The organism is Magnetococcus marinus MC-1 (assembly GCF_000014865.1).
Lineage (GTDB): Bacteria > Pseudomonadota > Magnetococcia > Magnetococcales > Magnetococcaceae > Magnetococcus > Magnetococcus marinus.
This window is the reverse complement of sequence record NC_008576.1, coordinates 3,828,314-3,841,828: the sequence shown is the minus strand read 5'-3', so window position 1 is coordinate 3,841,828 and position 13,515 is coordinate 3,828,314. Positions and strand designations below refer to the sequence as shown.

At 52.2% G+C, this 13,515-nt stretch carries 10 protein-coding genes; 7 read left to right on the top strand and 3 right to left on the bottom strand.

Features of this window, described 5'->3' with window-relative positions; genetic code table 11:
• Positions 1-293: 293 nt before the first annotated feature.
• The 3 genes from MMC1_RS15740 to MMC1_RS20520 all read left to right on the top strand — a co-directional run bounded on the left by MMC1_RS15740 (position 294) and on the right by MMC1_RS20520 (position 6,159).
• Positions 294-1,355, top strand: coding sequence for a response regulator (locus MMC1_RS15740; RefSeq protein ID WP_011714626.1), 1,062 nt, complete (start codon positions 294-296; stop codon positions 1,353-1,355).
• Positions 1,356-1,405: 50 nt separating this feature from the next.
• On the top strand, positions 1,406-2,536 hold the full coding sequence (locus tag MMC1_RS22455) for a PP2C family protein-serine/threonine phosphatase (protein ID WP_160162723.1): 1,131 nt from the start codon (positions 1,406-1,408) through the stop codon (positions 2,534-2,536).
• 122 nt (positions 2,537-2,658) lie between these two features.
• Positions 2,659-6,159 carry an MASE3 domain-containing protein gene (locus MMC1_RS20520; protein ID WP_011714624.1) on the top strand — a complete coding sequence of 1,167 codons (3,501 nt, stop codon included), beginning with the start codon at positions 2,659-2,661 and terminating at the stop codon, positions 6,157-6,159.
• A 40-nt stretch (positions 6,160-6,199) separates the two neighbouring features.
• Here MMC1_RS20520 and MMC1_RS15725 read toward each other — a convergent pair whose 3' ends face one another.
• The 3 genes from MMC1_RS15725 to MMC1_RS15710 all read right to left on the bottom strand — a co-directional run bounded on the left by MMC1_RS15725 (position 6,200) and on the right by MMC1_RS15710 (position 9,279).
• The gene (locus tag MMC1_RS15725; protein ID WP_011714623.1) at positions 6,200-6,529 is read right to left on the bottom strand and encodes an STAS domain-containing protein; all 330 of its coding nucleotides are present in this window, start codon (positions 6,527-6,529) and stop codon (positions 6,200-6,202) included.
• Between the two features lie 1,151 nt (positions 6,530-7,680).
• Positions 7,681-8,049 (bottom strand): hypothetical protein, encoded by a 369-nt coding sequence (locus MMC1_RS15720; RefSeq protein WP_011714622.1) that lies wholly within the window; start codon positions 8,047-8,049, stop codon positions 7,681-7,683.
• A 906-nt stretch (positions 8,050-8,955) separates the two neighbouring features.
• The gene (locus MMC1_RS15710; protein ID WP_011714620.1) at positions 8,956-9,279 is read right to left on the bottom strand and encodes a hypothetical protein; all 324 of its coding nucleotides are present in this window, start codon (positions 9,277-9,279) and stop codon (positions 8,956-8,958) included.
• Positions 9,280-9,775: 496 nt separating this feature from the next.
• Between MMC1_RS15710 and cysE the strand changes: the two genes are divergently transcribed.
• The 4 genes from cysE (at position 9,776) to MMC1_RS15690 (ending at position 13,461) form a co-directional block, all read left to right on the top strand.
• Positions 9,776-10,489, top strand: a complete 714-nt coding sequence (cysE, locus tag MMC1_RS15705) for a serine O-acetyltransferase (RefSeq protein WP_011714619.1) — start codon at positions 9,776-9,778, stop codon at positions 10,487-10,489.
• Positions 10,490-10,500: 11 nt separating this feature from the next.
• Positions 10,501-10,974, top strand: a complete 474-nt coding sequence (gene iscR / locus MMC1_RS15700; RefSeq protein ID WP_011714618.1) for a Fe-S cluster assembly transcriptional regulator IscR — start codon at positions 10,501-10,503, stop codon at positions 10,972-10,974.
• A complete protein-coding gene (locus MMC1_RS15695; RefSeq protein ID WP_011714617.1) occupies positions 10,971-12,122 on the top strand; it encodes a cysteine desulfurase family protein in 1,152 nt (383 codons plus the stop codon). The genes iscR and MMC1_RS15695 overlap by 4 nt, the downstream gene beginning before the upstream one ends.
• A gap of 127 nt (positions 12,123-12,249) precedes the next feature.
• On the top strand, positions 12,250-13,461 hold the full coding sequence (locus MMC1_RS15690; RefSeq protein ID WP_011714616.1) for an IscS subfamily cysteine desulfurase: 1,212 nt from the start codon (positions 12,250-12,252) through the stop codon (positions 13,459-13,461).
• Positions 13,462-13,515 lie beyond the last annotated feature (54 nt).

The window sequence follows — 13,515 nt, the reverse complement described above, 5'->3', positions numbered from 1 at the left end:
TATGATAGATTGCGTTACAATGAGTTGAAAAGTTACATAGAAAAATAAAATTTCAAATAGTATAATGGGTTAAATTAATCATTGTTTGTGATTTTTTTAGGAATGATGGCTAGTCATTTATTAAATATGCGTGTAATGTAATATAAACAGCCAAAATAGTAGCGGAGTGTGGGGGCTCGGCGTAGCCCCAGTGGGTGCTGCGCAAATTTGAAAATAGCCTTAGATATTAAGTTAACAACTGAAAGTTGAATCAAATAATATCATGGCGTTTCAGGTTAAGGCGGGGGATGACCATGAAACAAAAAATTTTGGTGGTGGATGATGCTCCGGCCAACCTGCGGATTCTGGTGGAGTCGTTGAGTGACGAGTACTCCATTGCCGCCGCAAGGGATGGCCATAAGGCCATCGCGCTCGCCAACGCCAAGCACCGTCCAGACCTTATCCTGTTGGATGTCATGATGCCCGGTTTAGATGGGTTTGAGGTCTGCCTTAAACTCAAAGCGGACCCTGCCACTTGGGATATTCCCGTGTTGTTTATCACCGCCCTGAACGATGAAGAGAATGAGGTCCGTGGTCTGACGGTGGGCGGGGTGGATTTTATCAGCAAACCGTTCAATCCGGCGCTGGTCAAGGCGCGGGTGCGCAGCCATTTGGAACTCAAAAGCCACCGGGACCGGCTGGAGGAGTTGGTGGTCAATCGCACCCGTGAGCTGTTACGCACCCAGGATGTGACCATCAACGCTTTGGCATCGCTGGCCGAGACGCGGGATCCAGAGACAGGGGGGCATATCAAACGTACCCAGCACTATGTGCGTCTGCTGGCAGAACAATTGATTGATCATCCTGATTTTATGGAGTTACAGGAGCCTGGCATGATCAATCTCTTGTATAAATCATCCCCGCTGCACGATGTGGGTAAGGTCGGTGTGCCCGACCATATTTTGCTCAAACCCGACACCCTCACTCGCGAAGAGTTTGAAGAGATGAAACGCCATGCCGACTATGGTTGGAAGGCCTTGGACGGGGCGATGCGGGAACTGGGGGATAATTCGTTTTTGCGCGTGGCGGCGGAAATTTCTTATACCCACCATGAAAAATGGGACGGTAGTGGTTATCCAAGAGGTTTGGCAGGGCGAGAGATCCCCGTGTCTGGCCGGTTGATGGCCCTGGCGGATGTCTATGACGCCCTGATCTGTCGTCGTGTTTACAAACCCCCCTTTACCCATGAACAAGCCACCGAGATTATTCTACAAGGGCGCGGGCAGCATTTTGACCCAAATGTGGTTGACGCCTTTTTGCGTCTGCAACACCCTTTTCAGGAATTGGCCCAACAGTATGCGGACAGCGCGGAATAGCTAAGGAGATGACCTGTCGCAGCTTACACAACCAGCCGGTCATGGGATCTATGGAAACGAAATCGAAGATCGTCATTATAGATGATGCGCCAGAAAATCTGCACATTCTCTTGGAAGTCCTAGGGGAAGGGTATTCCGTGGTGCCCTTTAAGAGCGGGAAAAAGGCGCTGGAAAGCATGGAAAATGGTGCTCTGCCAGATCTGATTCTGCTGGATGTGATGATGCCGGACATGGATGGTTTTGAAACTTGCCGTCGATTGAAAGAGCGCTCTGATACATCTAATATCCCCATCATTTTTATTACCGCGCTGAATGATCCCATAAGCGAAGCCCGCGCATTGTCTATGGGCGGGGTCGATTTTATTTCCAAACCCATCAACCCCATTGCCGTCAAGGCCAGAGTAAAAACCCATCTCTCCCTGTGTCGGGCCTATCGAGACTTGGCAGCCAGTTTGGAAAAATTGAGTTGGGAGCGGGAGATCATTGAAGAGATTCTGCTGACCATGCGCCAACACCCGCTGTTGCGGGCACCCTATCTGCGCACACTGTTTACCCCCGTTGAACGTACTTCGGGTGATATTGTGCTGTTGGAACAGCGGCCAGATGGGTATCTGCACGTCCTGCTGGGCGACTGTACCGGGCATGGTATTCCTGCGGCGATCCTCGGCCCTATGGTGATGGATATTTTTTTCGCCATGACCCGTAAGGGGCTGCCGCCACAAGAAATTTTAGATGAAATTAACCGAAAATTATATGAAAGGGTCCCCCCCAACGTTTTTATGGCGGCCTATTTTCTTGAAGTTTCACCGGCACAGGAGCGTGTGCGTCTATGGAATTACGCCATGCCTGAAGCGTGCCTGTTGCGCAGGGGCCAGTGGCTCTTCCCAAGCCACTCGACGGCGACTTTCCTGGGGGTACAGCCCCATGTGGTAAACGTAGGCAGCCAAGCCACCCCCCTGCTTCCCAGTGATCGGCTCTATGTTTTTTCGGATGGGATTGTGGAAACCCAATCGCCCCATGGCGAAGTGTTTGATTCAGAACGCCTACGCAAAACACTGGGGGAGATCGTTCGAGAGGGGGAAACGTTGGAGGCATTACTCCCGGTTTTAAACCGCTATCGAGAAAAAGGCGCATCGGATGACGACATTACCTTGCTCGAACTACGCACACCAGGGAATTGATGTGGCCAACAGCGTCTGCTTTTAATCTAGGGCTTGGGTGAGGCTGCAACGGTGTCGAACAGATGTCGTTAGGCGATTGAACAAAGAGCGGTATGGCTCCGCAGAGTAGGGATAGAAAGCAGATGATCAAAGAACTGACAGCCTATCATGATATCAGCTCACCAAAAAAAAGGATGGCGGGCATAGCCTTTAAACTTTTGGTGCTGGTGCTGCTGTTCGCAACGGCGTTCGAAAATTATCCTCTTTTCCATATTCTGGCGGAGTTGTTCAGCGTTATCATTGCCATAACCTTTTTTGTGATTACTTGGAACAGTCGGCGTTTTTTTGATAATCACTTTCTCCTCTTTATCGGAATTTCATTTTTATTTGTGGGCATCCTGGATCTGATTCACGCCTTGGGTTATAAGGGCATGATGATTTTTGAGCGCAAGGATGCCAATTTGGCAACCCAAATATGGATAGCCACGCGTTTTCTTGAAAGCTTCTCCTTTTTAGGCGCTTTTCTGTTTATTCGTCGTAAAGTGGTGCCAGAGCTGTTAATGGCGCTCTATGGGATCATAACGACGCTGCTGTTGTTGTCGATCTTTGAATGGAACCTGTTCCCTGACTGCCTGGTGGAGGGGCAGGGATTAACCCCCTTCAAAATTTACAGTGAATATGGGGTTAGTCTCTTGTTGGTGGTTGGCATGCTGTTGTTACACCACCATCGAGACCGATTTAATAAAAGTGTGTTGGGCTATCTGCATTGGGCCATGCTCATTACGATCTGTGCGGAATTGTGTTTTACCAGCTATTTACATGCCTATGGTGTCTCTAATCTACTGGGGCATGTTTTTAAAATCATTGCCTTCTATCTGCTCTATAAAGCGGTCGTGGAGACCTCGTTAAAAACACCCTTTCAAACCCTTTACCATAATATCCTTTTGGGACAAGAGGCCCTAGAGAGCGCTAACCAAGCCTTAATACACCAAAATATACAGTTGGAAATGGTGCAAACGGTTGCTCATCTTGGCCACTGGTTCTGGGAGATTAAGCCAGATAGGTTTGTGTTATCGACAGAAGCATACCACATTTTGGCGATCGATCCGGCTATCGCGCAGCCCACCGTGGAGATGATCCACAATCATATCCCTGATCCCTACAAACAACAGGTTATCGAGCAGTTAGAGCAAGTGCTTACCGGAAACGCGGTGCACTTTCAGACCGAGCATCCTGTGCGCCATGCCGATGGCCGTTTAACGCATGTCTTTGCGCGGGCCGAGGTGATCTGGGAGAGCGGGGTCGCGGTAAAGATGATCGGTACCGTGCTGGATGTGACCGAGCAGAAGCTTAGGGAGCAGGAGTTAGATGAGGGAAAATTAAAACTGCGCACCGCATTGGAGGAGAGAGAGAAGGCCCTACAGTGTGCAGAGCAGGCCAACTTGGCAAAGAGTGATTTTCTGGCGAATATGAGCCATGAAATTCGCACGCCGCTGAATGCCATTATCAACCTGAGCTATCTTATATTACAGACGCCGCTGACGTCAAAACAGTCGAATTATCTGGAAAAAATTGAATCGGCAGGGCGTACTTTGCTCGGGGTAATCAACGATATCTTGGATTATTCCAAAATCGAGGCGGGGCATCTTGTGCTGGATCACGTCGCCTTCCAATTAGATGATGTGATCAGCAATGTTGCCAACATCGCCATTGCCCGCAAAGAGGATAAGGATCTGGACCTGCTCTATCACGTGACGCCCAGCACACCCACACAGATGATGGGCGACCCCATGCGGTTGGGTGCCGTGCTGATCAATTTGACCAACAATGCTATTAAATTTACAGAGCATGGCGAGGTGGTCATTCGGGTGGATGCCAAGCAGCAGCGTGAGCAGCATTATCTTCTCCATTTTTCCGTGCAGGATACGGGTATTGGTATCTCTGCTGAGCAACAAAAGCGCTTGTTCCAAAGCTTCAGCCAGGCGGACAGCTCCATTTCTCGCCGATATGGGGGGACCGGTTTAGGGTTGGCGATCAGTAAGAAATTGGTTGAACTGATGGGTGGCACACTCAGCTTGCAGAGTGTTGTTGGTCAGGGCACCACGTTTGAATTCACCATTCCCTTGCAAGCCGTTGAGATCAAGCCTGATGAGGTGCCCTCTGCCACCAGCCTCAATGGTGTGCGCGTGCTGGTGGTGGACGATAATGCAACAGCACGGGAGATTCTTGAAGAGCAACTAAACGCGTTTCATATGGAGGTGTGCAGCGTCGCTTCGGGCGAGGCGGCGTTGGATGTTTTACACCATGAGCCCCGCCCAGAGTTGATCTTGCTGGATGATCAAATGACCGGGTTGAGCGGGGTAGAGACGGTGCGGCGGCTACGCGGCCAAATCAATCTGGCGCGTATACCCGAGGTGCTTATGCTGTCGGACCATGGCCGAGAAAAGGTGCGTCAGGAGGCCGAGGCGCTTGGCATAACCCACTTCATGTGTAAGCCCATTTCGCCCTCGGTGCTGTTGGAGACACTGCTTGAGGTGCGTGGTGAGTGCTTGCCGCGCAAGCAGCGCTCGCGTCGTCCCCTTATCCATCCGGAGCTTAGGGATGGTCTAAGCGCCATCGCGGGGGCGCGTGTCCTGTTGGTGGAGGATAATGCAATAAACCAGGAAATCGCCATAGAGTTGTTAGGCTATGCCGGGGTAGCGGTCACACCTGCTGCCAGTGGGCAGTCGGCACTGGACCTGCTCAACAGCGAGGCCCCTTTTGATCTGGTTTTAATGGACATTCAAATGTCCGATATGGATGGCTATGCAACCACGCGTCAGTTGCGCCAGGACCCCCGTTTTAAGACGCTGCCGGTGGTGGCGATGACGGCCCACGCCATGGTAAGTGACCGTGAAAAGGCTTTGCAGTTGGGCATGCAGGACCATATACCCAAGCCCATAGAACCCGAGCAACTTTTTGCAGCACTGGTACAATGGATCAAACCGCGACAGGCCAACCAGCAACCGCTCAATCTCTCTCCGCAAGCCCCTAGGCCGCTAGAGGAGATGGTCTTGCCAGAGCTGACCGGTGTTGATGTACAAGCAGGTTTGGCCAGGGTGGGGGGCAATGCGGAGTTGTTGCGCAAACTGCTGGTTCGGTTTGCCCAGGAGAACAGTGCTATAACGCAGAAAATTTCTAATCTGGCGACGGAGAACCCAGCTCAAGCGGGAGAGTTGATCCATTCATTTAAAGGGGTTGCTGGAAATTTAGGGATGCCTCAGGTGGCCAAGAGTGCACGCGCTGTAGAGTTAGCTTTAAAGGGTTCTGAATCTCTTGATGCGGCCTTGCATGGGCTCACGCGGGTTTTAGATCCCATTTTAAAAGGGTTGTCTAAGCTGGATACCACGCTTGAAGAGGCCTATTCAGAAGCCCAGCCTTTGGAACCTGCGCGGGTATTGTCGCGGATTGAGGAGATGTCTGCCATGTTGGAACAAGATTTTGCTGTGGCACAACATGTTCAGGGGCAACTGCAAACGCTGTTACAACAGAGCCGATACGCCCATAAATTCCAGCAGGTAGTGGCGGCGATGGATGAATTTGATACGGACCGGGTGCAAGCTCTGCTTACGGAAATCGCTGGGCAATTGAGCCAGCCTGCATAAAAAAGTGTTCAGCGAGTTGCTAGGGTCTGGCTCGGTAACATTACGCGGAGGGTTGATACGTCTGGTTCGTGACGATTTTGAACATGGTGTCGAAACGAGCAGCCAGCAGCATGCGTAAAACCAAGTTTGTGGGGTTACGCAGGGTAATGTCTGCCTCTGCTTCACCAGCATGCGCGCGCAACATAAGAAACATGCCGAGTACCGAGCTATCCAAAGATTTTACCTGGCTCAAATCAATACAATAACGAAAGCTTGGGCCAGGTGTAAGGGGGAGATAAGCGTTCTTAAATTCCTTGAATATGGCATGGCTAAAGCTACCAACCAAAGAGATAACCAGTTCGTTGTCATTCAATGAAGTATGAATGGGCATGTCGCCTCCACTGAAAAAAATGTCGTCGTGTTACCTACGCTTGGAACGGCAAAACAGTCGGAAAGATGTTCCGGCCTGGTTGCGCGGCCTATGTCGTGGGTCAGGGTTTGTCATCCTTGCTTTATGGTTCATGCATATATCTGTAACGCCAAGTAACGATTAACCTGGTTGGATGAGTTTCCCAGATTTAAAGGCGCGACGCAATAAAATATCTACGCATTATACATAAAATGGTATGTGGCTGCGTTTTGCAAAAAGTTTTGTTTAAAATGCATTAACCCGATGAAAAGCGGCAAGGAAATATTTTTTTCAGGCTAAACCTTATATGATTTCAAATAAATCAATATCATAATCTGTTAAGTGCAAGGTGTGAAATTGTCTTGCTAAACCTGTTTTTGGGCGCACAACGGGGTTAGGCTCCACGCGTACGGGATGGTGCCCTATGCGCAGCCTCATGGTGGTCTGCGAAGGGGGCGGGGATACTCTTCACTATGAATGCACAGCACACCATGTTGACCTGCACAGCAATGTAGCCCTCATGGCACCGGCTCGGCGGCGCGGTAGCCATTGGCGTGCGTGGCTGCCACAACCCTCGATTGTTCGCGGAATGGGGGCAATTAAGGCGATGGCCAAAATGGTCCTATAGAGCGCGTTGTTAGAAAACCTCGCTTCCTGCGGTGAAGAAGATAATGTTAACTGCGCCCAATAAATATATGATGTCCAACAGCAAGCATAATAAATAGTATCAATGAAAAAACAATAAAGAGTATAAAAAAATAGAGCAACAATAAGCGCGGCCCCTTGTTTTCAGGCGTGTCATAATAAAGGGAACCCGCTAGGCCGATAGGTTGGCCTTTGTAATATCCATAAATTTGGTTGTATCCAACAATAAAAAAATAGCCGCGACAAGATACGCGCCATAATCTTCAGGTTGGAGGATAAGATAGAGAAGAGCAAAAAAATGTCATATATTCTATCAATATTAAATTACTAATTTAACCAAATTTCATCATTATCTGTGTCTTCTCTATCTTTTTCCATGAGCTTTATGGTCCTTTAGGTTTAGAGCTCGCTGTATGAGCCAACCCACCAGCAAAAGAGGTAAGTTTTGCTGCTTTTGCGGGGGCAAAGCCAAGTCCACTCAGAACGATTCAAGAATAATCTTCAGCTTCCAACCCACGTATTACGTCAATGGCCAGCGCACCAGCTCCAGCTGCGGCGGCTGTACCAGTACCGATAGCAGCGGCAGCACCCGCAGGAACGACAAAAGGAGCCAGCGCAACCATACCTAGACCCAGGGCAGCGCCATCCATAATCTGGTTCACCGTATCCTTGCCTTCCTTGACAACGTCGTGATGCAGGAGGGATTGAGGATCTTGCCCAGCCTGATGAGGCTTGCCCTGCTTATCAAGCCATACACCATCGGCTCGACGCGTTGCGACCAAACTACCCCGTTGATAGAGCCGCCCCTGATCAGGCTGAAACGTGTAATGAGTAGCAAGATGGCGAGCACGATGCACTGCATTTTGTGGCAGTTCGTCCGACCGATCGCACTTCCTATCTCATCACACCGCTGTTTGCTCACTTGGTCAAACAAATCTGTCGGTGTGAGAGCGGCGTGATTCACCCTGCTTGGCTTAGAGTGTGATGGCGAGGCGTTAGTGGTGTCAAGTTGTTGCTTTACCAGACTCTGTTGGGTTTGGGCGGCATTGTTTTTGAAAGTCAATGTGCGAAGTTTAGCCGCAGCAAGGGTGTTTGCAAGCGGTCTACGCCCATTGATTGAGTGAGCGGGTTAGATGTATTATAAAAGTTATGATGCATGTTGCTGGTTTTATCGTGTTCTTTGATCAAGTTCTGCAAATGGGCTGGAAATTGGGTAACACCCTGTTTAAAGGGGTGAGGTGCCAAACCCTGCTGTTTGAAGGCTTTTTGGTGATAGAGAGGCTTGGGAGAGGGTCTGAGTGCAACGCATTTATAGAATTGCCGTCCTTGTTCTTGAGCGGCAGGGTTGAACCAAAATGGAATGGGTAGGCAGACGGGCCTTTGAGTGGGATGGGGAAGTTTTTTTATCGCTAATATTCCCAAAAAAGGGGGAGCGTTGCGCATTACGCATAATAAGCATATAAATACCGTATAAATGCATAATTAGACGGCACAAGATTATACAAAGCTAAAAATTGCATAAAACGCAATATAATACTTCCACGAAAGCTTTGTTGCTGGATGTTTAATGAAAAACGTTCTTGTTTTTTTGCCTCGATGCATTGCACGCGCACGAAGCACTTTTCAACCGGGTTAAGCAGGGGCTCTCCTCAAGGGAGCGGACACTCACTGTTTTGGGGAACGGTTAGATCGTCTTGGCATGCCCTATACAACGAAAGGGGAGGGCCATGTGGTCCTCCCTTTTGGTTGTTAAGGAGATGGGGTTATAAAATTTGATCCACCTCATGGTTGCGCACCAAGGTCATGGGCTCCATGTTTTCAGAAGCGCGTCGACGGGCGCTCTTGGCCTTGGTTATGATCTGCTTGTGGGTTGTACCCATGGGCTGTTCTGGTTTGGGAAAACCCAGTAGACCAAAGGGACCGATCCAGGGATAGTCGCTAACCCGCCCATTGTGTATGGCACCACCGGCCATGGCATCGGGCGAGGGCTCCACATAATCCGTAATAGGGGACGGAGGACCCATGTTAAACGGATTGGAGGTGGAGTTTCCGTTGAGGATCTGGTCAATGGGACCGCGTTTGTCCATGGCGCTTCTCCTCTCAAGGCTAATAGCCGTAGGTGGCCCTAAACCGGTGAGGGTCACACCATGGCCCAACCCAACCTTTTTATTGCCGGGCGCGGGGCCGTGGGCAAGGGGGCTAAGCTGTCATGCCAGTTTAAACCGGCTCAGGTAAAAGATGGGCATATAGGGAACCTTTGCATGGCCATCTTTGAAAATCAGATTAGAACGGCTCATAGGAGGATTGCAACCGCTTATTTTTTGCAAAGCCTCCATGAAATTGGGTAGCGTCTGGTGGCACTAAAGTTACACCCGCTCCACGAAAAGGCTGGCTGCCATCACGCCAACACTATGTTTTAGCGGAATCCCCACCATTCAATATCACTATTAGCGTCTCATAATAAAATAGTTGACAAAGTTGGTGGGGTATTTAAAATGGGTACTACAGCTGTACTGCTTTTGGGTGTGGTTGTGGGGGTAAAGTTGACTGATTTTATCAACTACTGCGTAAGCCGGGTGGCCCATGTTTAAAACCATACGTGACGACATCGCTGTAATCTTTGACCGTGACCCGGCTGCTCGCAATGTCTTAGAGATCGTGCTCTGTTACCCTGGCGTACACGCCATGATTGCTTATCGCTTTTCCCATAAATTATGGCAATGGAATTTTAAACTGGCCGCACGTTTTATCTCCCATGTGGGGCGGGTGTTGACCGGTATTGAGATCCACCCTGGGGCCAAAATTGGTAAAGGCTTTTTTATTGATCATGGCATGGGTGTGGTCATTGGCGAAACCTGTGAGATCGGCGATAACTGCACCCTCTATCACGGCGTAACCCTGGGGGGGACCACTTGGAACAAAGGTAAACGCCATCCCACCCTTAAAGATGGGGTGGTGGTGGGGGCCGGGGCCAAGGTATTGGGGCCGATCACCTTACATGAAGGGGCACGGGTAGGTTCCAACGCGGTGGTGGTTAAAGATGTCCCGCACGATACCACCGTGGTGGGTATCCCGGGGCGCGAGGTGCGGGCGAAAAAAGAGTTAAGCCCCGATCAAGCCCATGCTTTCCCCTCTTACGGGGTAGAGGGGCAGATGCCTGACCCGGTCGCCAAAGCGGTAACCTGTGTGCTGGAGCAGATGCACCAAATGGAGCGCCGTCTGCACACACTAGAAGAAGAAAAACGGGCACTCGTGGCCCAGGAAACCGAACAGCAACCCGATAAAAAGCGGGCCTGAGAGGGGGAGTCATGCGTTTAACCACGCGAGGACGCTATGCCGTGACAGCGATGCTGGATCTGGCCCAGCATGCCAACCGGGGTCCCGTGACGTTGGCAGAGATCTCCAACCGTCAGCAAATATCGCTCTCCTATCTGGAGCAGCTGTTTGCCAAATTGCGTCGTGGTGGATTGGTGGGTAGTGTGCGCGGCCCCGGTGGGGGTTATCAGTTGGATAGAGGGGCCGAACAGATCTCAGTGGCGGCCATTATCCGCGCGGTGGATGAACCGATTCATGCCACCTCTTGCAAGGATAAGGGCACGGAGGGGTGCCGCCGTGATACCCGCTGCATTACCCACGATCTGTGGGCACGGCTGGGGGAGCATATTTACCACTATCTGGAGTCGGTTTCATTGGCCCAGTTGATGCGGGACGGTTCAGCCTTGGCCATGCTGGGCGAGGCCGAGGTGGACCATACCGAGATGGTGCTGCGGGGTCCCCATTGAGCATCTATCTGGATCACAACGCCACCACGCCGACCCGCCCCGAAGTAGTGGAGGCGATGTTGCCCTACTTCAGCGACAAGGCTGGTAACCCCTCATCCGTACACAGTGCGGGGCGGGCCGCCCGCGAGGGGTTGGATCGAGCACGGCGCCAAGTGGCGCACCTGCTGGGGGTACACTTTAGCCAAGTGCTGTTTACCAGTGGCGGTACCGAGGCGAACAATCTGGCCCTTTTTGGCATGGCGGCGCAGTTTGGTTTTGCGGGCCATATGGTGACCACCACGGTGGAACACCCCGCAGTGGGGCGGGTGGTGGATGCCCTAGAGGCGCGGGGTATGCGGGTTACCCGCTTGCAGCCAGACCAGCAGGGGCGAATTGGCACTGAAGCGTTGCAGGCCGCATTGCAGGAGGAGACCCGCTTGGTCTCCATCATGGCGGCCAATAATGAGACCGGTGTGCTGTTGCCGGTGGTGGAGATGGCGGCGCTGTGTCGGGCACGAGGGGTGCTGTTGCATAGCGACGCGGTGCAGTGGGTGGGTAAAATGCCCCTGGATTTGGCGGCAACCCCCATCTCTTTAGTGAGCCTCTCCGCGCACAAGTTTGGTGGCCCCAAGGGGGTTGGTGCGCTGGTGGTGGATAGCGCCATTGCCCCTCATGCGCAACTTCTCGGTGGTGGGCAGGAGCGGGGACGCCGCTCCGGCACCGAAAACCTGACCGGCATTGTGGGGTTGGGGCGGGCGGCGGAACTGGCGATGGCGGAGATGACCGAGCAAGCCCAGCGCTGGCGTACATTGCGCCAGGATATGGAGCAGCAGTTGGTCACGGCGCTACCGGAGCTGGTGATCTATGGGGCGCAGGCCCCGCGTCTTCCCAATACCACAATGCTGGGTTTGCCCGGTATGGATGGTGAGACCCTGGTGATGCAGTTGGATCTGGCAGGGGTGGCGGTGAGCAGCGGCAGTGCGTGCAGCTCGGGCCGCACCGAGCCCTCCCATGTGCTCAAGGCGATGGGGGTGGATACAGAGACCGCCCGGGGGGCGATACGGGTCTCTCTGGGGGCGGAGAGCCAGCAAAGTGATATAAACCAGCTTGTTCAAGCATTGATCAGCAGCGTTAAGCGGCTGAAAGATATGGCGGGCATGCGGGTATAAAGGCCGGTGTAGCCGGTAGGAGTGGGCAGTTGGTTGCCTGCGTGGGGCGTTTTGACGCCATCAACGGAAAGTCAGAGCGGGTCTTGGTTGGGAACAGAGATCCGGGCTCGGCATTGAGGATGTACGGATGAGCATGCCTATTTATATGGATTATCAGGCCACGACCCCCATGGATCCGCGTGTGTTCGAGGCGATGACCCCGTGGTTTGTGGAAAAATTTGGCAATCCTGCCTCGCGCTCCCACCCCTATGGCTGGGAGGCTGATACGGCGGTGGAAAATGCCCGTCAGCAGGTGGCAAGCAGCATTGGTGCCGATCCCCGTGAGATTATCTTTACCTCTGGCGCGACAGAGTCGGACAACCTCGCCATTGCTGGGGTCGCTAAGTTTTATAAAGACAAAGGCAACCATATCATCACCCCGGTGACGGAGCACAAAGCGGTGTTGGATACCTGCCGCTATCTGGAGCAGGAGGGGTTTGAAGTAACCTACCTGCCGGTGCAGAAAGATGGCTTGGTGAATATGGCCGAGCTGGAGGCCGCCATTACCGACAAGACCGTGCTGGTTTCGATCATGGCGGTGAACAATGAGATTGGGGTGATCCAGCCTTTGGCCCAGATTGGTGCCTTGTGTCGCCGTAAAAAGGTGTTTTTTCACTGTGACGCTGCCCAGGGCGTGGGTAAAATGCCCATTGATGTGAATGAGATGAATATTGATCTTATGTCTATCTCTGGGCACAAGATCTATGGTCCTAAAGGGATTGGCGCTCTCTATGTGCGGCGTCGTCCTCGGGTGCGGGTCAACGCCATTATCCACGGTGGTGGACATGAGCGGGGCATGCGCTCGGGCACCCTCTCTACCCCGCTGATTGTGGGGTTGGGCGAAGCGTGCCGTCTGGCCACGGAAGAGATGGTGGTAGAAGAGGCACGGGTGCTGCGTCTGCGTGAAAAGCTGCGCACGGCCCTAGAGAGCCAAATGACCCATGTGCAGACCAATGGCTCGTTGGAGCATCGGATAGCAGGCAATTTGAACATCTCTTTTGAGTATGTCGAGGGCGAGTCCATGATGATGGCCATTAAGGATGTGGCGGTCTCTTCGGGCAGCGCCTGTACCTCGGCCTCGTTGGAGCCCAGCTATGTGCTGCGCTCTTTAGGGCTTAATGATGAGATGGCACACACCTCCATCCGTTTCGGTTTAGGCCGATTTACCACGGAAGAGGAGGTCGATGCGGTGATCAAGATTGTCACCGGTGCGGTGGATAAATTGCGTGAAATGTCGCCACTGTGGGAGATGGTACAAGAGGGTATTGACCTCTCCAGCATCAAGTGGGCAGAGCACTAAGCCAACCAGAGAGCCGTAGGGCTTGCCATGCGGCGGTTTGGCATTGGGCAGCTA

What these genes read in the sequence shown, in the direction of transcription:
- MMC1_RS15740 (WP_011714626.1), top strand. Translation starts at nt 294, where the DNA reads ATGAAACAAAAAATTTTGGTGGTGGATGATGCTCCGGCCAACCTGCGG.
- MMC1_RS22455 (WP_160162723.1), top strand. Translation starts at nt 1,406, where the DNA reads ATGGAAACGAAATCGAAGATCGTCATTATAGATGATGCGCCAGAAAAT.
- MMC1_RS20520 (WP_011714624.1), top strand. Translation starts at nt 2,659, where the DNA reads ATGATCAAAGAACTGACAGCCTATCATGATATCAGCTCACCAAAAAAA.
- MMC1_RS15725 (WP_011714623.1), bottom strand. Translation starts at nt 6,529, where the DNA reads ATGCCCATTCATACTTCATTGAATGACAACGAACTGGTTATCTCTTTG.
- MMC1_RS15710 (WP_011714620.1), bottom strand. Translation starts at nt 9,279, where the DNA reads ATGGACAAACGCGGTCCCATTGACCAGATCCTCAACGGAAACTCCACC.
- cysE (WP_011714619.1), top strand. Translation starts at nt 9,776, where the DNA reads ATGTTTAAAACCATACGTGACGACATCGCTGTAATCTTTGACCGTGAC.
- iscR (WP_011714618.1), top strand. Translation starts at nt 10,501, where the DNA reads ATGCGTTTAACCACGCGAGGACGCTATGCCGTGACAGCGATGCTGGAT.
- MMC1_RS15690 (WP_011714616.1), top strand. Translation starts at nt 12,250, where the DNA reads ATGAGCATGCCTATTTATATGGATTATCAGGCCACGACCCCCATGGAT.